The sequence below is a fragment of the Microbacterium ureisolvens genome (assembly GCF_015278315.1).
GTDB lineage: Bacteria > Actinomycetota > Actinomycetes > Actinomycetales > Microbacteriaceae > Microbacterium > Microbacterium ureisolvens.
This window is the reverse complement of record NZ_JADIJE010000009.1, coordinates 106,559-127,215: the sequence shown is the minus strand read 5'-3', so window position 1 is coordinate 127,215 and position 20,657 is coordinate 106,559. Positions and strand designations below refer to the sequence as shown.

Here is a 20,657-nt window from a genome sequence, read left to right as displayed (position 1 = left end):
AGCCTAGCCACCACCCCGGACGCCGAAAGCCCCGGCCGTCGCACGGGCGACGGGCCGGGGCATCCGGGATCGACGTCAGCCGTCGAGACGCACGAGCCAGCCGTGCTTGTCCTCGCGGCGCCCGTACTGGATGTCGGTGAGCTCTTCGCGCAGCGACAGTGCCAGCTCGCCGGTCGGCTGCTCGTCGAGGAAGTCCTTGCCCTTGAGCACCCCGATGGGGGTCACCACCGCGGCGGTGCCGCACGCGAACACCTCGACGATGTCGCCGGAGGCCACGCCCTGGCGCCACTCGTCGAACGACACCGCACGGCCCTCGATCTTGTGGCCGCGGTCCTGCGCGAGCTGCAGGATCGAGTCGCGCGTGATGCCCTCGAGGATCGAGTCGGACTGCGGCGTGACCAGCGTGCCGTCCTTGTAGACGAACACGACGTTCATGCCGCCGAGCTCCTCCACGTTGCGGTCCTGGTCGAGGAACACGACCTGGTCGCACTCGTTCTCGTACGCCTCGGACTGCGGCAGCAGGCTCGCGGCGTAATTGCCGCCGGTCTTCGCGGCCCCCGTGCCGCCCTTGCCGGCGCGCGCGTAGTCCTCGCTGAGCCAGATCGACACCGGCTGCACGCCGCCCTTGAAGTAGGCGCCGGCGGGTGAGGCGATCACGTAGTACCCGACCTTGTTCGCGGGGCGCACGCCGAGGAACGCCTCCTTGGCGAACATGAACGGACGCAGGTACAGGCTCTGGTCCTCGCCGGAGGGAACCCATGCTCCGTCGATCGCGATGAGCTCACGCAGCGACTGGATGAAGTAGCTCACCGGCAGCTCGGGAAGGGCGAGGCGCCGCGCGGAGCGCTGCAGACGCCGGCCGTTCTGATCGGGGCGGAAGGTGTGGATCGACCCGTCGGCGTGGCGGTAGGCCTTGATGCCCTCGAAGATCTCCTGGCCGTAGTGGAGCACGGCCGCGGCGGGATCGAGCGACAGCGGGCCGTACGGCTGCACGCGGGGACGGTGCCAGCCGCCGCCGACCGACCAGCAGATGTCGACCATGTGGTCGGTGAAGCGGGTGCCGAAGCCGGGGTTCGCGAGGATCTGGTCCCGCTCCTCGGCGCTCTTCGCCTGGAGGTTGCGGTTGACGGTGAACTCGAGCGGCGCGAGTCCGGTGTCGGGATCTGAGTCGATGAGGGTCATGACGGGACCGTGCTTTCTCCTGCTTTGGGCTTTCGTGCGGGGTGGATCCCGCTGGGTGGAGAGGCGCTTGCCGGTTCCAGGTTACGCCGGGAGCCGGCCGGCGATGGCGTCGCCGATCTGCGCGGTGGTACGGGCAGCAGAGCCGCGCGCGGCGAGATCCTCCTCGACGGCGGTCGTGACGCGCTGTGCCTCGTCGTGGAGCCCGAGGTGGTCGAGCAGCAGTGAGACGGAGAGGATGGCGGCCGTGGGATCGGCCTTCTGCTGTCCTGCGATGTCGGGCGCCGATCCGTGCACGGGCTCGAACATCGAGGGGAACGCGCCGTCCGGGTTGATGTTGCCCGAGGCGGCGAGGCCGATGCCACCGGTGACGGCGCCGGCCAGGTCGGTCAGGATGTCGCCGAAGAGGTTGTCGGTGACGATGACGTCGAATCGGCCCGGGTTCGTGACCAGATAGATGGTGGCCGCGTCGACGTGGACATAGTCTACGGTCACGTCGGGGTGCTCGAGCGCCACCTCGTCGACCAGCCGCTTCCAGATGCCGCCTGCGTGGACGAGCACGTTGGTCTTGTGCACCAGCGTCAGCTTCTTGCGGCGGCGCTCGGCGAGGTCGAACGCGTAGCGCACCACGCGCTCGACGCCGAAGGCGGTGTTCACCGACGTCTCGTTGGCGACCTCGTGCGGGGTGCCGGTGCGGATCGATCCGCCGTTGCCCACGTACGGGCCCTCGGTGCCCTCGCGCACGACGACGAAGTCGACGTCGCCCGGTTCGGCGAGCGGACCGGGGACGCCCGGATAGAGCTTCGACGGGCGGAGGTTGACGTAATGGTCGAGCTCGAACCGCAGCTTCAGCAGCAGGCCTCGCTCGATGTTGGCGTTCTTCAGCCGCGGGTCGCCGGGCACTCCCCCGACCGCGCCGAGGAGGATCGCGTCGTGCCCCTTGATCGCCTCGAGGTCGTCGGAGGTCAGCGTGTCGCCGGTGTCGAGGAAGCGGGCGGCCCCCAGCGAGAAGCGCGTCTTGTCGAAACGGATGCCGCTGCCCGCTGCCGCGGCGTCCAGCACCTTCTCCGCCTCGGCGATGACTTCCGGACCGATGCCGTCACCCGGGATGACGGCCAGCTTCACGGTCTTGGTTTCCTGCACAGACGTCATGGGGCTCCTACAGCTTCGGGCGGATCCTTTCCAGGGTAGTGGGAGGGATGCGACCGCCCGTCCTTGCTTACGCCGGTCCCGAGGCGCCAGGAGGCAGGGCGTCCGATCAGGGCTCGGCCCGACCGCCGCGCAGCATCGTGGCGGCGATCACGCCCGCGACGACGACCAGACCGGCGCCGATGAGGGCCGTGACGGTCACGCCCGCATCGAACGCGGTGGCGGCCGCCTCGAAGAGCGCCGCACCGGTGCTGCCGCCGATCGCGTCGGCCTCGTGCACCGCACCGGCCAGGGTCTCGGACGCGGCCGCTGCCGAGGCATCCGGAATTCCGTCCGGGATCACGAGATTCGTCCGGTAGAGCGCGGTGAGGATGCCGCCCAGCACCGTGGTGCCCAGCACCGCGCCCAGCTCGTACGCCGTCTCCGACACGGCGCTCGCGGCGCCGGCCTTCGCGGGAGGGGCGCTGGCGAGCACGAGCTCGTTCGACACGGTCTCGGCCGCGCCGATGCCGATGCCGAGCGATACGAAGGCGACGACGAGCACACCGATGCTCTCCGGTCCGGTGGCGAACGCGACGGTGATGTACCCGGCGACCGAGAACACGAGGGCGACCGGCACCACGAGGCGAGCAGGCCACTTCTTCGAGATCGGCACGACCGCCAGGCCCGCCGCGATCATCATCGCGAGTCCGGGCACGAGCGCGAGGCCGGCTTCCATCGGGGACAGGCCGACGATCAGCTGCAGGTGCTGCGCGACGAAGAACAGGAAGCCCACCAGCGCGATCACGCTGAGGAGGTTCACCAGCAGCGCACCGCTGAACGTGCCGAGGCCGAAGAGCCGCATGTCGAGCATCGGCGAGGCCGCGCGCAGCTGCCGCCGCACGAAGAGCACGCCGAAGCCGAGGCCCACCAGCATCGGCAGCCAGGCAGCCACGACGAAGCCGTGGACGGCGAGTTCCTTGATGCCGTACACGACCGGGATCATCGTCGCCATCGACAGCGCGATGCTGAGCGGATCGATCCGGCCCGGACGCGGGTCGCGGCTCTCGGGCACCAGGAGCGGTGCGAGCACGAGCAGCGGGATGAGCACCGGCACCGACAGCAGGAACACCGAGCCCCACGAGAAGTGCTCGAGCAGCAGGCCGCCGACGATCGGACCCAGCGCGGCACCGGCGGAGAACATCGCCGCCCACACGGCGATCGCCAGACGCCGCTGATCGCGGTCGGTGAAGATGCTGCGCAGCAGTGACAGCGTCGACGGCATCAGCATGGCGCCGAAGACGCCCATCGCCGCGCGCGCGGCGATCAGCCACGCGGCACTCGGAGCGAAGGCCGCGAGCACCGACACCGCGGCGAAGCCGGTCGCACCGATGAGCAGCATCCGTCGACGTCCGAACCGGTCGCCGAGCGTGCCCATCGTCACGAGGAGACCCGCCAGCACCAGCGGGTACGCGTCGATGATCCACAGCTGCTGCGCGCTCGACGGGCCCAGCTCGAGGGCGATCGAAGGCAGCGCGAAGCTCAGCACGGTGTTGTCGACCGAGACGAGCAGCACCGGCAGCATGAGCACGACGAGCGCGGCCCAGCCTCGCCAGCCGACCTTCCTCCCCTGGGCGTCGGCGAGCGAGAGTTCTTGTGTGAGAGTCATCATTTCTATACCGTCCAGCCGGTATAGTAACAGGATGCCGCGGCCGCCGTCGATACCATCGAGCACATGAGCCGTCCTCCTCTCGCCCGCGAGAAGGTGCTCGACGCGTTCGAGCGGATCCTCATCGAGGAGGGCGAGCGCGCGGCCACCATGGACGCGACGGCGCGGGCGGCCGGCGTCTCGAAGGGCGGTCTGCTCTACCACTTCGGAACGAAGGAAGCCCTCGAGGCGGCGCTGCTGGAACGGCTGGAGACGCTGGTGCAGGCGGACGTCGACCTCATGGCGGCCGCGCCGGAGGGGCCGATCGCATACTTCCTGCACACCTCGGTCATGGCCAACGATCCGATCGATCGGGCGATCCTCGCCACGTCGCGGCTCGCGCAGGGCGGGAATGCCGCCGCGAGCGATGCCCTCCGCGGCATCCGCGAGCAGTGGGCCGCCGTCCTCGAGCCGCACACGCGCGACGCGACAGCCCTCGACCTCGTGATGCTCGTCAGCGACGGCCTCTATTTCAACAACGCCCTGTCAGGGGGGTCGATCCCGGGGCCGGTCCCCCGCGGCGACGAGCTGAACGCCCTGGTCGCACTGGTCGAGCGCGCAGCGCGCGATTGACGCCGGCCGCGTGATCGCTGCCGGGCGCGCGATCGACGCTGGGGCGCGGGCCGCGCGTCAGCGCACGCGCGCGAGCGCGCGCCGGGTGCGGCGCAGCATCGATCCCACGACCAGCGGGTGCACGAGTGAGACCGGCGTGAAGTAGACGCGTCCGCGCCAGTCGTTGAAGCGCACCACCGTGGTGACCCGCACGACGGCGGAGGCGGCATCCACTCCCACTCCGCATCGGAACGTGAGGTGCGCGTCGACGTATTCGATCAACGCCTCGTCGCCCTCCACCCGGCGCACGTCGAACACGCCTCGCGGCGCCGCCTCGAGACCGAGCAGCGGAGCAAGGGCCATGCGCAGTCCCATCGCCGCCTTCACCCAGACGGGGGCGCCGGCCGGTGAGAAGAGGGTCTCGGCCCACACGCGCGGATCCCGCGTCGCGGCGGGCGGAAGCGCCGCGAGCAGCACGTCGCCGTAGTCGAACCGCTGCCAGCCGTCGAAGGCGAGGCTGCGGAATGCCGGTCCCCCGTCGGGCTCGGTGAGGGAGCTCATCGCGGGACCGGCCTCGCGCTCAGGCCTCGGTGACCTCGATGAGGCGGAAGAGGTCGGCGCCCACCGCCTCGCGCATCTCGTCGAGCACGGCCTCGGGCACGGGCGAGTCGACCGTGAGGACCGAGAGCGCACGGCCGCTCGCATCGGCCTGGGCGACCTGGAGGCCGGCGATGTTGATGCCGGCGTCGCCGAGCTTCTGGCCGTAGATGGCGACGATGCCGGGGCGGTCCGCGTAGCGCATCACCAGGTGGTGGCGCTCGATCGGCACCTCGATCTCGTAGCCGTTGATCCCGACGACCTTGGGCACCATGCGGGTGCCGGCCAGCGTGCCGGCGACCGTGAGCACCGACCCGTCGGCCAGGGTGCCGCGCAGGATCGTGATGTTGCGGTACAGCGGGCTCTCGGCCTCGACGATCAGTCGCGTCTCGATGCCGCGCTGCTCGGCGAACAGCGGGGCGTTCACGTACGAGACGTTCTCGCTGACCACGTTGGCGAGGATGCCCTTGAGCGCGGCGAGGCGGTAGACGCTGACGTCGTAGGCAGCGAGCTCGCCGCGCACCTCGATGTCGAGGCTGGTGAGCGCGCTGTGCGCGAGCCCGGTGAAGAACTGGCCCAGCTGCTCGACGAGCGAGATGCCCGGACGCACGAAGGGGTCGATGATGCCGCCGGCGACGTTGACCGCGTCGGGGACGAGGTCGCCCTCGAGCGCGAGCTTGACCGACTTGGCGACCGAGATGCCGGCCTTCTCCTGCGCCTCATCGGTGGACGCGCCGAGGTGCGGCGTCACGACGACGTTCGGCAGGTTCAGCAGCGGGAAGGCGGTGCCGTCCTGCGCGGGCGGCTCGCTGGTGAAGACGTCGAGGCCGGCGCCGGCGATCTCACCCGTGGTGAGCGCCGTGTAGAGGGCCTCCTCGTCGATGAGGCCGCCGCGCGCGACGTTCACGACATAGGCCGTCGGCTTCATCAGGCGGAACTGCTCCGTGCCGATCATGCCCGTGGTCTCGGGGGTCTTCGGCATGTGGATGGTGACGAAGTCGCTCTGAGCGAGCAGCTCGTCGAGCTCGACCAGCTGCACGCCGAGCTGCTGCGCCCGGGTGGGGGTGACATAAGGGTCGTAGGCGATGACCGACACGCCGAAGGCCTGCAGACGCGCCGTGATCAGGGCGCCGATGCGGCCGAGGCCGATGATGCCGACGGTCTTCTCGAAGAGCTCCGTGCCCGTGTACGAGCTGCGCTTCCAGGCACCGCCGGCGAGCGACGCGTGCGCGGCGGGAATGCGGCGGGCAAGGCTCAGGATGTGGCCGACGGTGAGCTCGGCGGCCGAGATGATGTTGGAGGTCGGCGCGTTCACGACCATGACGCCGGCGGTCGTCGCCGTCTTGATGTCGACGTTGTCGAGTCCGACGCCGGCGCGCGCGACGACCTTGAGCACCGGCGCTGCCGCGATGGCCTCGGAGTCGATCTTCGTCGCCGAGCGGATCAGCACGGCGTTCGCGTCGGCCAGCGCCGACAGCAGCGCGGGCCGGTCGGTGCCGTCCACGGTGCGGACGTCGAAGTCCGGACCCAGGGCGTCGATCGTGGCGGGAGACAGCTCTTCGGCGATGAGGACGACAGGCTTCGGCACGGGTGTTCCTTCGTGGGGCATGCGCGAACGCGCGGAGCAGGGCAGACCGGATGCCGCGCCGCACGCCGTCGGGGGCGAGGCCTGTGCCAGCCTACCTCCCGCGCGAGCGCCCGCCCGACCGTGTGACGACGGTCAGGCCAGGAACGACGCCGCCGAGATCATCCGCCGACCAGCGACGAGCCGTACGCGAGCGCATACGCGACGACATTCAGCCAGAAGATCGCCACAAGCCCGAGACCGGTAAGGAGAATGACTGCTAGGTGACCTGGAGGCCGTCTCATGCCCACACCAAGCGCCACGGCGAACACGATGATCGGGAACGCGACGGCAAAGAGCAGTACGCCCCATCCGAGAGCGTTGAGCCCCAGCATTCCCGTCGCCTGCTGGATAAGGAAGGCGACCGCGTTCCATACCGCGTAGGCGTAGAAGAGACCGAATGCGGCGGCGATCGTCGCCACCAGCCATGTCGGCGTGCGTGGCGTCTGTGTCACATCGGAGGTCACGATCCCACCGCCCCGAGCATGATGAACGGCCAGGGCACCATCAAGACAGCTCCCGCCACCAAGAGAATGAAACGCAGCCAGAGTGCGGAGCGTCGGGTGAGAAGCAAAACGGTCCCGAACCAGAGCGCCGGCGCGAGAACCGCTAGCCACAGTGCCGGCACCGATGCGGCCGGAGACACGAGAAAGACGGAGAGATCGTTCAGCCGCAAGCCGCCGATGATCCACCCGACGGTGAACAGCAGGTACACGCCGCCCAGCACGCCGAGGCCGACGAGCGCGCCGTTGCCGAGATGCGGCCGCTCGTCCGATGCGTCGCCGTCGTCGTCCGGGGTGACATCGGCGTCGACGGATGCCGCACCCCCGGCGCCGGCGGAAGCCACCGCCTCGCTGCCCTTGCCGACAGCCGTGTACCCCTCCGGAAGCGTGGCGCCCGGGTTCGCGACGGCGGATGCCTGGCCCGGCGATCGCGGCTCATCCACCGCGTCAGCCCCGGACGGCGCGTCAGGCGCGTCGGCGTCGGCGCGCGCGTCGGCTCCGGCGGATGCGCCGAGATCGAGGGTGGGATCGTCGTCGCCGTCCCAGGTCAGGGCGTCGTCGTCGCGTCCGGCAGTCACGGTCCCAGCGTAGTGCGGGGCGACCCGGCGGGGCCGCGAGCACACCGGCGAGGCGGCGGCTCCACGGCCCGCGACCGGTCAGTCGAAGAGGCGCATCATCAGGGCGTGCCAGGTGTCCGGGCCGACGATGCCGTCCGCGGGCGGCGCGAACATGCCCTGGAACTCTCGCACCGCGGCGTCGGTCGCGGGGCCGAAGTCTCCGTCGACGTCGAGATCCGCCAGGAGCGTCTGCAGGGCGCGCACGGCCTCACCCTTCGGCGCCTCGGGTCCGTCGCCTTTGCGCACGGTCATGATGAGGCTCGGCCAGTCGAGCTGGCCGAGGGTCGTCGAGATCTCCACCGCGCGCAGCGTCTGCTGGAAGTCGCGAACAGCCTGCCCGCTCTGCGGACCGAACACGCCGTCGGCAGCGATCGTCGCGCCGCGGGCGCGCAGCAGATGCTGCGCCGCGAGCACGCGCCAGTTGGTGGACTGCGACGAGCCCTGCTTGACCAGTGCCCACGGCCGCGGACCGGGGACGAAGGTGCTGAGGAACGACCAGGTCTCACGGCCGGCAATGCCGTCGAGCGTCAGCCCCCACGACTCCTGGAAGAACTCGACGCGCTCCTTGGTCTGCGGGCCGAAGTCACCGTCGACGACGAGCGGGTCCTCGCCGGGCGACCGCTGCAGGCCCAGCGTCTGGACCGCCTTCACGGCGTCACCGGTCGATCCCTGCTGCACGGCGATGATGAGCCGCGGCCACGTCACCGGGCCCACGATGCCGTCGGCCGGTACGCCCTGCGCGGTCTGGAAGGCGCTGACGGCCACGGCGGTGGCCGGACCGTACAGCCCGTCCACGACGACGGCATGCCCGCGGGCGTTCAGCAGGAACTGGATGCTCCAGACCAGCTGGGTGGGCGTTCCCTGTCCGACCGTGCTCCACGGTTCGACGTTCATGGCGACTCCTCTGCTTTGGCGATGGCGATGGGCGGGGTGATCCCCCTCTCGCTACGGAGGCGCTCCGGCGGGGCCTGATACCTCACCGGCGCACCGCGGTCACGGCATCCGTCTGGATCGCCTTCGCGTGCTGGAGCGCGAGCGGCACCGAGAAGGCGTCATCTGCCGCGGTGTAACGCTGCTGCAGCCCTTCGGCGAGGATGCGCCAGGGGCGCTCGTTCGACGGTGTCGCGGCATCGCCGTCGTCGGGCAGGAACTGCACGTAGTCGTAGGGGTGGCTCGCGGTGGCGGCGAGCGGCACCGAGAAGGTGTCGACTGCCAGGACACCGGCGGCGAGGTCGATCTGCAGCAGGCGCTGGAAGCCCGTCGCCCGCTCGCCGGTCGGGGTGCGGAACTCCTGGTAGTCGCCGAGTGCCTCCAGCACGGTGTGACCGGGGATGCCGCCGGCGCTCTCGGTGACGATCGCACCGACCCCGTGGAAGTGCCCCGAGAGCACCAGCACGACGTTCCGGTTCGGAGCGACGACCCGGTCCCACAGCAGATCGCCGTGCGACACCCAGCGCGACGTGGTGGACCGCTCGGCGTCCCGCTCGCCCGTCGCGGGCGTCAGATGCTCGTGCGTGGAGACCACGATGTTCGCTTCGGGATGGTCGGCGACGACCTCCTGGGCCCAGGCCACCTCACGCTCTCCGTAGGCGTACGGCAGCGAGATCATGACGAACCTCGCTCCGCCGGCCTGGAAGCCCGACCAGTTCGCGCTGTTGTCGGAGGCCGAGAGGGAGCCGCCGTACCACGGCTGGTCGCGGTACCGCGCCGGACCGAAGTAGTCGTTGAACAGGGCGTTGCTGACGCCTCGCTTGTTGTCGTGGTTTCCGGGCAGCACGCTGTTGGCGATGCCGCGCACGTCGAGCACGGCCTGCATCCGTGACGCGAGCTCGTATTCGCGGCGCGCGCGGTCCTCCGGCTGCGCCGGGTCGACCCAGTTCTGGATCAGGTCGCCGGTATGGGTCACGAACGCGATCTTTCGTGCGTCGGCGTTCTCGGCCAGCCAGGCCACCTGCGCCGCGTACACCTCGGGGTACGCCTCCGAGTAGTACTGCGTGTCGGTGAGGTGGCCGACGGCCAGGTCGTAGTCGGCCGGGGCTGCGATGCCATCGGCTCGCGCGACCGCCGTTTCCTCGCGGGGCACGACCTGCACCAGCAGGTCGGCGACGCCGTCGACGACCTCGGCACGTCGCACGGAGCCCTCGAGCGTCACCGCCGCGTCGGCTGCGGCATCCGTCGCCGTCGCTTCGCCGGCGGCCTCATCGATGGTCCGCCAGGCGCCCGACGGCGCGGTTGCAGACGACGGCTCCCACACCGAGAGCCTCAGCTGCGCGCGGCCGACGGTGCGCCCGTGCCAGGTGAGGGTCCCGCCCGCGGGCGGGAGCGCCACACGCATCCGCACGTACGGGAGGCCGTACGCGTCGTCCCGGGAGGCGAGCGCATCGGCGGCGACGGGCTGCTCCCCCGGCGCATCGAGGCGCGCGAGAGGTGCCGGGGATGATCCGGCGGACGCTGCGACCACCTCCACGGGCGCGCCCTGCGCCGCTTCCAGGCGTCCTGCGCGGGATGCCGCTGCGGAGCCGGCCGCATCTCCGACGGCGTCCGCGCGAGCGAGGTCGAGTGCGCGTGCGACCATGTCATCGGTCGAGGGGGATCCCGGCCAGGCGCGCACGCCGGCGGTCGCCGGCGCAGGCGCGAAGTCGGTCGCGTCGTCGCCCGTGAAGCCGACGCGCTGCAGGGTCTCGCCCCGCAGCCGGTCCACCGCGAAGGTCGACAGCGCCATTCCCTTCGTGCAGGGGCTCTCGCGGTCGACGCTGCGGTCCATCTCGTTGCGGTGGTAGATGCCCACGCTGTCGACGCGGCGCCCCTCGGCATCTTCGAGCCAGACGCCGGCGCCGGCGAGCTCCAGCGGCTCGTCGAACCGGGCGTCGGCCTCGCCGGCCAGAGGTGTGCCCCTGAGCGCGGCCGTCCATGTCTCGTCCGGGGCGAGCACCGTGCCCGGCGCCGCGACGGCGAGGTCGTCGAAGCGGCGGAAGCCGTCGACGCCGCAGGCGATCAGCCGCCAGCCCGAGATGTCGACGTCGGCGTCGCCGACGTTCGCGAGCTCCACGAAGTTGCGGCGCGGCATCCCGTCGATGACCGGATCGTTCGCGATCTCGCTCACGACCACGCCCGGTCGCTGCGGATAGGAGAAGGCGGAGACGGATGCCGCGACCGGCGCCGGCGTCACGTTCGGGGTGCCGGGGGTTCGAGCAGCGATCGCGAAGCCGCCGGCAAGCTGGCGCTGCCAGCTCTGACCGGTGCGGTAGTCCAGGGTCGACGGGAGCTTGCCGCGACCGGTCTGGCACGCCGTGTCTTCGTGGGAGGACACACCCACGCCGTCGACGCGCCGCCCGTCCGCGGTGACGAGGAGCACCCCCGACACAGTGTCGGCGAGCGAGGTGGTCGTCCGCACGTCGGCGGACTCGGCGAATGCCGGGCCGCCGACGACGAGACGCTCTCCCGGTGCGAGCGCGTCGCCGTCGCCGAACCGATGCTGCAGCGCCTCCGTCGGGGCTGCGCCGGTCGCTGTGCAGCGGTACAGCCGCCAGCCCGCCAGCTCGACCTCCGTCGAGCCGGTGTTCGTCAGTTCGACGAAGTCGTCGCCGTGACCGCCCGGACCCGCCGCCGCGATCTCATCGATCCTCACGCTGGAGGTCGCCTGCTGCGGCAGCGCGTTCACGGCCCCTGGCGTCGCGGGCGCCCGCAGCCACCGCTCCTCGCTCCGCGGCGCGCCCTCCACGCGCTGCCAGCTCTCGTCCAGCGCCGCGGCCGTCGTGACCGGCAGCTCGGTACGCCCGCCGCACTCCGACATCATCGGTGCGGGATCGTCTGGGTACACCGCGATCGCGTCCACGGTCGCGCCGGACGGGTCGATGACGACGAGGCCGTATCCCCGCTCGGAGAGCCGCGCCGTGCGGAACGCTCGCCGCTCCCCCGGCGCGAGCGTGACGCCGCTCAGCTCGGCCTCGGGGTCGGTCGGGCGCGCCCGCAGCCCGTCGCCGTCGCACCGGTACACCGCGTAGGCGCTCAGGTCCACGGGATGCTCAGTGGGGTTCACGAGCTCGAAGAATCCGTCACCCGATCCCGCTGCGCCGGCGGGCGTCACCTCCGACAGCACGACGCCGCCTGCGACGGCCGGGTCGATGGCCATCCGTCGCTCCGCGTCCGGCGCCGTCGCGGCCGACGCCGTCGTTTCCGGCGAGCCAGGGCCCGGCGCGGCAGCAGCGCCTGACGGGCCGCCGAGGGCGGCCGCAACCCCGATGAGGACGACGGATGCCGCGAGGAATGTGGTCACACGGTTCGTGTCGCGCACGCCTCGACCGTGGCGCGCGGAGGTGAACCCGCGCGGGCGGACGGGCGATCAGTCGGTGTACGTCGTCGAGACGATCGGTTCAGCGGGCAGCGGCGGCGACCGCCTCCGCGACGATGCGGGCGTCGGTCACATCGTGTCCGGCGGATCCTCCGCCCGGTCCGGACGGCGCATCCAACCCGCCTCTGCCTCGCGCCGACAGGTGCACCGCGTCCACGCCGGCGGCGAAGAGTGCGGGGATGTCGCCGGGCTGTACGCCGCCGCCGGCCATCACCTCGACCGACCCCGACCGCGCGGCGAACGCCGACAGTGCGGCGAGCCCCTCGATGGACCGAGGAGCACCGCCGGATGTCAGGACTCGGTCCACGCCTTCGGCAACGAGCGCGTCGAACACCGCGGACGGATCGGCGGCGGCATCGACGGCGCGGTGGAACACGAGGGTCGCCGAGCTGGCGGCATCCCGCCATCTCCGCAGCGCCTGGATGTCGAGCCCGCCCGACGCGGTCAGTGCGCCGACGACCACGCCGCCCGCTCCGCGTTCGACGCACGTCCGGATGTCGGCCGTCACGAGGGCGACCTCCTCCTCGCTGTACACGAAGCCGCCCCCCCGCGGGCGGACCAGCACGTTCACCGCCGCCGGATCGACCGCGCCGAGGACGGCCTCGAGGACGCCGAGGGAGGGCGTGATGCCGCCGAGGTCGAGAGCCTGGCACAGCTCGAGGCGGTCGGCTCCCGCCCGCATGGCCGCCTGCGCGCCCGCGGGGTCTTGGACGGCGATCTCGACAGGACGCGCAGCTGACATGCCGCGAGCATATCCGGGCCGAAGAGGACGCGCAGACAGGGTGAGACCCGCCGCGCTCCGGGCGGCGGGTCTCTGCGGATTCACGCGAATCGCGCCTGACGCGGCCTCGTGAAGAGGTGGCGGAACCACACGCCCACGCCCGCGGCGACGTGCGCCGTGGGGCTCTCGGGGCTGATGGTGACGCCGCGATCGGCGACGCTGCGGAGAATCTCGTTCTCGCGATCCAGGGCGGCCGCCCGCTCGCGATCGAGCCGGTCGGCCGTGAAGGTCAGGGTGCTCCCGTCCATGGCCGTTTCCTTTCGTGGTGCTCGCCCGGGTTGGCGAGGTATGAGTGGTGTGAGTCGCGGTGGGGTGCCGGTGATACGCCGGAACCCGGATCACAATCGCTCATCGCCCACGAAGGGCGGTTCCGCCCCGATCAGAAGACGGGCACGCCGGCGCGGACCAGCCTCCAGTTCACGACGTGGAAGTCGGCCGGATCGATCACCCCGGTCGCCGACGCGAAGGCGACGATCGCCTCGCGGATCGCGACCTGGGCGTTGTAGACCACGGGTGCCCCGGCGATGTGCGGGAACCCGCCGCCGCCCGACTGCCGGTAGTTATTCACCGCGACGACGAACCGCTGGTCGGCCGCGACGGGGACGCCCTCGAAGGCGAGGTTCGCGATGCGAGAGCCCGCGACCTGCGAGATGTCGATGTCGTAGGTGACGCCCGAGAACTGGTCGAAGTTGTAGTCGGGGATGCCGGCGGCGTTGGTCCATGTCGCGGGCGCGACGGGCGCTCCAGGCGCGACGGTCAGGAAGTACTTGGCCGAGTACTCGAGGTAGTCCTTGATCTGCGCGCCCGTCAGCACCGACCCGAGCAGCGTGTTGTCGTAGATGTAGAGTCCGGCCACATCCTTGATCGTCACCTCGCCTGCGGGGAAGGTCGCCGCACGGTTGAACGGGGCGGCGAGCGAGATGATCGGGAGGGATGCCTCGGGCGTGCCCGCGATCGCCTGCGACACCGTGTCGATCTGGACGTGATGGATGTAGTCGAGGATCGCCGTGTCCTTCCAGCAGGACTCGGCCGCCGAGAGCTCTTCGGTGGAGGTCGCGACCGGCGTGTTCACGTAGGCGACCACCGCATCGTGCTGCGCCTGCACCACCTGCACGAGGGCGGGATCCTCCTGAACCGTGTTGGTGTTCACCGTGTAGGACTCGGCGCCGGCCACGTGCCAGCGGCCCCGCTCCATCGTGAGCGTCAGGTCGAACACGCTCACGCGCTGGCCCCAGCGCCCGGGCTCGCTCATGATGACCTGCTCACCCGTCACGACGTTGGTCACGAAGCGCTGCGGCACATCGTTGTGCGCGTGGCCGAAGAGGATGGCGTCGATGCCTGGCACCTGCTCCGCCAGCATGGCCGAAGCATTCTCGACGGGGATGTCGCTGCCGTAGGACGAGAGCCCGCTGTCGCCGGCGTGCACGCTGACGACGACCACGTCGACGCCCTCGGAGCGCATGACGGGAACCCAGTGCGCCGCGGACTCGACGACGTCGAGCACGTCCAGCCGGCCGCTCACGTTCGCCTTGTCCCAGATCACGACGCCGGGGTTGGTGAGGCCGAGGACTCCCACGCGGATGGGCTTGTAGCCGGGCACGTGCATCTTCTTGACGATGTAGGGCCGGTACGCCGGCTCCGTCGTGCCCGCGTGCACGGCGTTCGCGGCCAGGGCCGGGGCATCCAGCTGCGAGATCCAGTTGTCGAGGAAGTCGAGCCCGTAGTTGAACTCGTGGTTGCCGAGGGCGACGGCGTCGTAGCCGATCGCATTGAACTGCGCCGCGATCGGGTGCGTCGCGCCCGACTCGTCGACCGGGTCGACCGTCGCGTAGTAGAAGCCGAGCGGAGAGCCCTGGATGGTGTCGCCGGCATCGAAGAGCAGCGTGCGTCCCCGGCCGCGATCGGCGCGGATCTGGTTCACGACGCTCGAGACCCGGGCGAGGCCGATGGTGTTGCCGGCGCTGTCGCTGTAGGCGGCGTCCTTGTAGTAGTCCCAGTTCAGCGCGTTGGCGTGGATGTCGGACGTGCCCATGACCGTGATCGTGACCGAGCGTCCGCCGGGTGCCGCCACCGCCTTCGGCGTCTGCGACCATCCGGCCGCGGCGAGCACACTGGCCGCGGAGACGCCGACCAGGAAATTGCGTCGGCTGAGACCGGACCGAGGCGGGGTGTCCGCCGGCGCCTCGAGCTCGTGATCGGATGCGTTGTCAGGCATGTGTTCTCCCATGGCGAGGATCACATCACGCGCGCATCATCACCGACAAGAGCCGTTCGATGAGGAAGTTCTCAGCAAGAAGACGCCGAGAGCCCGGCCCTCGTGGGGCCGGGCTCTCGGCGTCTGCAGCGCGTCGGCGCGCGTCAGCGGGGCGGGGTCAGCGCGCGGCCGAACCCTCAACGTAGTCCGCATCCTGCTGCTTCCACGCGAAGAGCGAGCGCAGGTCCTTGCCGACCGACTCGATCGGGTGGGCGGCGGCCTTCTCGCGCAGCTCGAGGAACTCCTTCGCGCCGTTGTCCTGGTCGTCGATGAACCGCTTGGCGAACGCACCCGACTGGATGTCGGCGAGCACGGCCTGCATGTTCTCCTTGACGTGCGGGTCGATGACGCGCGGCCCCGACACGTAGTCGCCGTACTCGGCGGTGTCGGAGACCGACCAGCGCTGCTTGGCGATGCCGCCCTCCCACATGAGGTCGACGATGAGCTTGAGCTCGTGCAGCACCTCGAAGTACGCGATCTGCGGCTGGTAGCCGGCCTCGGTCAGGGTCTCGAAGCCGTACTGGACGAGCTGCGAGACGCCGCCGCAGAGGACCGCCTGCTCACCGAACAGGTCGGTCTCGGTCTCTTCCGTGAAGGTCGTCTTGATGACGCCGGCGCGCGTGCCGCCGATGGCCTTCGCGTACGACAGCGCGGTCGCCCACGCGCCACCCGAGGCGTCACGCTCCACGGCGATGATGTCGGGGATGCCGCGACCGGCGACGTACTCGCGGCGCACGGTGTGGCCGGGAGCCTTCGGCGCGACGAGGATCACATCGACGCCCTCGGGCGCCTCGATGTAGCCGAAGCGGATGTTGAAGCCGTGCGCGAACGCGAGCGTCTTGCCCGGGGTCAGGTTGTCCTTGATGCTCTCGTTGTAGATCGAGCGCTGGTGCTGGTCGGGCGCGAGGATCATGATGAGGTCGGCCCACGCGGCGGCGTCGGCGACCGTCTTGACCTCGAACCCCTCGTCCTGCGCCTTCTCGGTCGACTTGGAGCCCTCCTTGAGCGCGATGACGACCTCGACGCCCGAGTCGCGAAGGTTCTGGGCGTGGGCGTGGCCCTGCGAGCCGTAGCCCACGATCGCCACCTTCTTGCCCTGGATGATGCTCAGGTCGGCGTCGGCGTCGTAGAAGATCTCAGCCATCTTCGTGTTTCTCCTTGATAGATGTCGGTCCCTGAGCTTGTCGAAGGGACCTGATCGGGGTCGTGCACCGGCCCTTCGACAAGCTCAGGGACCGGAATTGTTGTCAGCCGCGCAGCACGCGCTCGGTGATGCTCTTGCCGCCGCGGCCGATGGCGACGAGGCCGGACTGCGCCAGCTCCTTGATGCCGAACGGCTCCAGCGCGCGCAGGAAGGCCTCGACCTTGCCCTTGTCGCCGGTCACCTCGACCACGAGCGCGTCCGGCGCGTAGTCGACGATCTGCGCGCGGAAGAGGCTGACGACCTCCAGCACGTTCGAGCGGTTCTGATTGTCGGCGCGCACCTTGATGAGCATGTGCTCGCGCTGCACGGATGCCGCGGGGTCGAGCTCGACGATCTTGATGACGTTGATGAGCTTGTTCAGCTGCTTGGTGACCTGCTCGAGGGGCAGCTCGTCCACATCCACGACCACGGTGATGCGGGAGAGGCCGGGGACCTCGGTGACACCCACCGCGAGCGACTCGATGTTGAAGCCGCGGCGCGCGAACAGCCCGGCGACGCGGGTGAGCAGACCAGGCTTGTCCTCCACCAGGAGGCTCAGCACGTGACTCGACATGGGGTCAGTCCTCCTGCTCGGCGAAGGCGGGCGAGTGATCGCGCGCGTACTGGACATAGCTGTTGCTGACGCCCTGCGGCACCATCGGCCACACCATCGCGTCGGCGCTCACGACGAAGTCGATGACCACCGGACGGTCGTTGGTCTCCAGCGCCGTCTTGATCGCGGCATCCACGTCCTCCTCCTTCTCGACGCGGATCGCGAGGCACCCGTACGCCTCCGACAGCTTCACGAAGTCGGGGATGCGGACGGTGCCGTGACCGGTGTTGAGGTCGGTGTTGGAGTGGCGGCCGTCGTAGAACAGCGTCTGCCACTGGCGCACCATGCCCAGCGAAGAGTTGTTGATGATCGCGACCTTGATCGGGATGTTGTTGATCGCGCAGGTGGCGAGTTCCTGATTGGTCATCTGGAAGCAGCCGTCGCCGTCGATCGCCCACACCACACGCTCGGGCTCGGCGACCTTGGCGCCCATGGCCGCGGGCACCGAATAGCCCATCGTGCCGGCGCCGCCGGAGTTGAGCCACGCGTTCGGGCGCTCGTACTTGATGAACTGCGCGGCCCACATCTGGTGCTGACCGACACCCGCGGCGTAGACGCCCTCCGGCCCGGTGAGCTCGCCGATGCGCTGGATCACGTACTGCGGCGACATGAGTCCGTCGGTCGGCTGCGTGTAGCCGAGGGGGAACTCGTCGCGCAGCCCGTCCAGGAACGACCACCACTCGGCGATGTCGAGCTTGCCGCCCGGACTGGTCGCGCGGTAGGCCGCGTCGAGGTCGACCAGCACATCCTTGAGGTCGCCGACGATCGGCACGTCGGCCGTGCGGATCTTCGAGATCTCGGCCGGGTCGATGTCGACGTGCACGACTTTGGCGTACGGCGCGAACTGCGCCGCCTTGCCGGTGACGCGGTCGTCGAACCGCGCGCCGAGCGCCACGATCAGGTCGGACTCCTGCAGCGCGAGCACGGCGGGCACCGTGCCGTGCATGCCGGGCATGCCCAGGTGCTGCTCGTGCGAGTCGGGGAACGCGCCGCGGGCCATGAGCGTCGTGACAACCGGTGCGCCGGTGGACTCCGCCAGGGTGCGCAGCTCTTCGGAGGCCTGCGCGCGCACCACCCCGCCGCCGACGTAGAGCACCGGCTTCTTGGCCTCGGCGATGAGGTGCGCCGCGGCCTGGATCTGCTTGCCGTGCGCCTTGGTCACCGGGCGGTAGCCGGGGAGGTCGATCTTCGGCGGCCACACGAACGGCGCCTCGGCCTGCTGCGCGTCCTTGGTGATGTCGACGAGCACGGGCCCGGGGCGGCCGGTCGAGGCGATCTCGAACGCGGCCGCGATGGCGCCGGGGATGTCTTCGGCGCGCTTGACCAGGAACGAGTGCTTGGTGATCGGCATCGTGATGCCCACGATGTCGGCCTCCTGGAAGGCATCCGTCCCCATGAGGGTGGAGAAGACCTGACCGGTGATGCACACGATCGGCACCGAATCCATATAGGCGTCGGCGATCGCGGTGACGAGGTTCGTCGCGCCCGGGCCCGAGGTGGCGATGGCGACGCCCACGCGGCCGGACGCCGCGGCGTAGCCCTCGGCCGCGTGGCCGGCGCCCTGCTCGTGGCGGACGAGGATGTGGCGCACCGACTCGTCGTCCATGAGCGGGTCGTAGACGGGCATGATCGCGCCGCCGGGAAGACCGAACACGTCGGTCACGCCCAGCAGGTCGAGCGAGCGGACGACCGCTTCCGCGCCCGTGAGCACGGGCGTCGAGGCGGTGCGGGCTGGCGGCCGGGGAACGGCCGCGGCGGTGTCGGCTGACATGGTGATGTTCCTCTGAAGTGGGTCGGAGGGGATGTCGGAAGCCAGGCTCAACCGGTGGTCGCGCCCTCCGCAGCGGAGCGCACGAGTCGGGAGTACTTGGCAAGGACGCCACGGGTATAGCGCGGGGGAAGCGGCTCCCAGCCAGAGCGGCGGGAATCAAGCTCAGCCTCGTCGACGAGTAGGTCGAGAGTGCGAGCCGCGATATCGACCCGTATCAGATCACCATCGCGCACGAACGCGATGGGACCTGCGTCCACCGCCTCGGGTGCTATGTGGCCGATGCACAGGCCGGTTGTGCCGCCTGAGAATCGTCCGTCCGTCAAGAGTAGTACATCTTTTCCGAGCCCCGCGCCCTTGATGGCGGCGGTGATCGCGAGCATCTCGCGCATGCCCGGACCGCCCTTGGGACCCTCGTAGCGGATCACGACGACGTCGCCCTTGTCGATCCGGCCGGCCTCCAGCGCATCCATGGCGGCGCGCTCGCGCTCGAACACGCGGGCAGGTCCTTCGAACACGGCGGCGTCGAAGCCGGCCGTCTTCACGACGGCGCCCTCGGGCGCCATCGAGCCGTGGAGGATGGTGATGCCGCCGGTCGCGTGGATCGGGTTGTCGAACGTGTGGATGACCGTGCCGTCGATCGGGTCGGGGTCGAGCTCGGAGAGGTTCTCGGCGAGCGTCTTGCCGGTCACCGTGAGAGCGTCGCCGTGGAGCAGCCCCTCGTCGAGCATCGCCTTCATGATGACGGGGATGCCGCCGTGACGGTCGACGTCGTTCATGACGTACTTGCCGAACGGCTTCATGTCGGCCACGTGCGGCACCTTGTCGCCGATGCGGTTGAAGTCGTGCAGGCTCAGGTCGACCTCGGCCTCGCGTGCGATGGCGAGGAGGTGGAGCACCACGTTCGTCGAGCCGCCGAGCGCCATCGCGAGGGCGATCGCGTTCTCGAACGCCTCCTTGGTGAGGATGTCGCGCGTGGTGATGCCCTGGCGGAGCAGGTTGACCACGGCCTCGCCCGAACGGTGGGCGAAGTAGTCGCGGCGACGGTCGGCCGAGGGCGGCGCGGCCGATCCGGGAAGGGAGAGGCCGAGCGCCTCGGCGACCGAGGCCATCGTGTTGGCGGTGTACATGCCGCCGCACGCGCCCTCGCCCGGGGCGATCGCGCACTCGATGCGCTTGAGGTCGGCCTCGCTCATCTTGCCCGCGAGGCACGCGCCCACGGCCTCGAACGAGTCGATGATCGTGACGTCCTTCTCGGTGCCGTCCGACAGCTTGACCCAGCCGGGGGCGATCGAGCCGGCGTAGAGGAAGACGCTGGAGAGATCGAGGCGCGCCGAGGCCATCAGCATGCCGGGGATCGACTTGTCGCAGCCGGCGAGGAGCACCGAGCCGTCGAGCCGCTCGGCCATGATCACCGTCTCGACCGAGTCCGCGATGACCTCGCGCGACACGAGCGAGAAGTGCATCCCCTCGTGGCCCATCGAGATGCCGTCCGAGACCGAGATCGTGCCGAACTGCAGCGGGTACCCGCCGCCGGCGTGCACGCCCTCCTTGGCGCCCTGCGCGAGCCGGTCGAGGCTCAGGTTGCAGGGTGTGATCTCGTTCCAGCTCGACGCGATGCCGATCTGCGGCTTGTCCCAGTCCGCGTCGCCCATGCCGACGGCGCGGAGCATCCCCCGCGAGGTCGTGGCCTCGATGCCGTCGGTGACGACGCGACTGCGGGGCTTGATGTCGATGGAGTTGTCAGCGAGCGAATCGGGCTGGGCCATTGTCTGATTCTATTGCCGCGCGGCGGACCG

At 70.3% G+C, this 20,657-nt stretch carries 17 protein-coding genes; 1 reads left to right on the top strand and 16 read right to left on the bottom strand.

Annotated elements, in window-relative coordinates; translation table 11 throughout:
• Nucleotides 1-75: 75 nt before the first annotated feature.
• From IM767_RS14475 to IM767_RS14465, 3 genes are all read right to left on the bottom strand, one after another.
• Entirely contained in the window at nt 76-1,182 is a 1,107-nt protein-coding gene (locus IM767_RS14475; protein WP_109210661.1) for a branched-chain amino acid aminotransferase, read from the bottom strand.
• Nucleotides 1,183-1,263: 81 nt separating this feature from the next.
• A complete protein-coding gene (locus IM767_RS14470) occupies nt 1,264-2,331 on the bottom strand; it encodes a 3-isopropylmalate dehydrogenase (protein ID WP_109210662.1) in 1,068 nt (355 codons plus the stop codon).
• Nucleotides 2,332-2,437: 106 nt separating this feature from the next.
• Entirely contained in the window at nt 2,438-3,979 is a 1,542-nt protein-coding gene (locus IM767_RS14465; RefSeq protein WP_109210663.1) for an MFS transporter, read from the bottom strand.
• A 63-nt stretch (nt 3,980-4,042) separates the two neighbouring features.
• On the opposite strand from IM767_RS14465, the gene IM767_RS14460 reads away from it, so the two are divergent.
• A complete protein-coding gene (locus tag IM767_RS14460; protein ID WP_109210664.1) occupies nt 4,043-4,588 on the top strand; it encodes a TetR/AcrR family transcriptional regulator in 546 nt (181 codons plus the stop codon).
• Nucleotides 4,589-4,645: 57 nt separating this feature from the next.
• Here IM767_RS14460 and IM767_RS14455 read toward each other — a convergent pair whose 3' ends face one another.
• From IM767_RS14455 to ilvD, 13 genes are all read right to left on the bottom strand, one after another.
• The gene (locus tag IM767_RS14455) at nt 4,646-5,128 is read right to left on the bottom strand and encodes a DUF2867 domain-containing protein (RefSeq protein ID WP_109210665.1); all 483 of its coding nucleotides are present in this window, start codon (nt 5,126-5,128) and stop codon (nt 4,646-4,648) included.
• Nucleotides 5,129-5,147: 19 nt separating this feature from the next.
• A complete protein-coding gene (gene serA / locus IM767_RS14450) occupies nt 5,148-6,752 on the bottom strand; it encodes a phosphoglycerate dehydrogenase (RefSeq protein WP_109210666.1) in 1,605 nt (534 codons plus the stop codon).
• Nucleotides 6,753-6,910: 158 nt separating this feature from the next.
• Nucleotides 6,911-7,255, bottom strand: coding sequence for a hypothetical protein (locus IM767_RS14445; protein ID WP_109210667.1), 345 nt, complete (start codon nt 7,253-7,255; stop codon nt 6,911-6,913).
• Nucleotides 7,252-7,869, bottom strand: a complete 618-nt coding sequence (locus IM767_RS14440) for a DNA polymerase III subunit gamma/tau (RefSeq protein WP_109210668.1) — start codon at nt 7,867-7,869, stop codon at nt 7,252-7,254. The genes IM767_RS14445 and IM767_RS14440 overlap by 4 nt, the downstream gene beginning before the upstream one ends.
• A gap of 78 nt (nt 7,870-7,947) precedes the next feature.
• Nucleotides 7,948-8,802: a peptidoglycan-binding domain-containing protein gene (locus IM767_RS14435; protein ID WP_109210669.1), complete on the bottom strand. Its 855-nt coding sequence runs from the start codon at nt 8,800-8,802 to the stop codon at nt 7,948-7,950.
• A gap of 82 nt (nt 8,803-8,884) precedes the next feature.
• Nucleotides 8,885-12,202 carry a lamin tail domain-containing protein gene (locus IM767_RS14430; RefSeq protein WP_162564297.1) on the bottom strand — a complete coding sequence of 1,106 codons (3,318 nt, stop codon included), beginning with the start codon at nt 12,200-12,202 and terminating at the stop codon, nt 8,885-8,887.
• 79 nt (nt 12,203-12,281) lie between these two features.
• Nucleotides 12,282-13,001: a copper homeostasis protein CutC gene (locus tag IM767_RS14425; RefSeq protein ID WP_109210671.1), complete on the bottom strand. Its 720-nt coding sequence runs from the start codon at nt 12,999-13,001 to the stop codon at nt 12,282-12,284.
• An 80-nt stretch (nt 13,002-13,081) separates the two neighbouring features.
• Nucleotides 13,082-13,288 carry a hypothetical protein gene (locus IM767_RS14420; protein ID WP_109210672.1) on the bottom strand — a complete coding sequence of 69 codons (207 nt, stop codon included), beginning with the start codon at nt 13,286-13,288 and terminating at the stop codon, nt 13,082-13,084.
• 131 nt (nt 13,289-13,419) lie between these two features.
• Entirely contained in the window at nt 13,420-15,255 is a 1,836-nt protein-coding gene (locus tag IM767_RS14415; protein ID WP_109210768.1) for a 5'-nucleotidase C-terminal domain-containing protein, read from the bottom strand.
• A 157-nt stretch (nt 15,256-15,412) separates the two neighbouring features.
• Entirely contained in the window at nt 15,413-16,438 is a 1,026-nt protein-coding gene (ilvC, locus tag IM767_RS14410; protein ID WP_109210673.1) for a ketol-acid reductoisomerase, read from the bottom strand.
• Nucleotides 16,439-16,541: 103 nt separating this feature from the next.
• Nucleotides 16,542-17,051, bottom strand: a complete 510-nt coding sequence (ilvN, locus tag IM767_RS14405; RefSeq protein ID WP_109210674.1) for an acetolactate synthase small subunit — start codon at nt 17,049-17,051, stop codon at nt 16,542-16,544.
• A gap of 4 nt (nt 17,052-17,055) precedes the next feature.
• Nucleotides 17,056-18,861, bottom strand: coding sequence for an acetolactate synthase large subunit (locus tag IM767_RS14400; protein ID WP_109210675.1), 1,806 nt, complete (start codon nt 18,859-18,861; stop codon nt 17,056-17,058).
• A gap of 47 nt (nt 18,862-18,908) precedes the next feature.
• Complete coding sequence (gene ilvD / locus IM767_RS14395) at nt 18,909-20,627, bottom strand: dihydroxy-acid dehydratase (protein ID WP_109210676.1); 1,719 nt, start codon at nt 20,625-20,627, stop codon at nt 18,909-18,911.
• Nucleotides 20,628-20,657 lie beyond the last annotated feature (30 nt).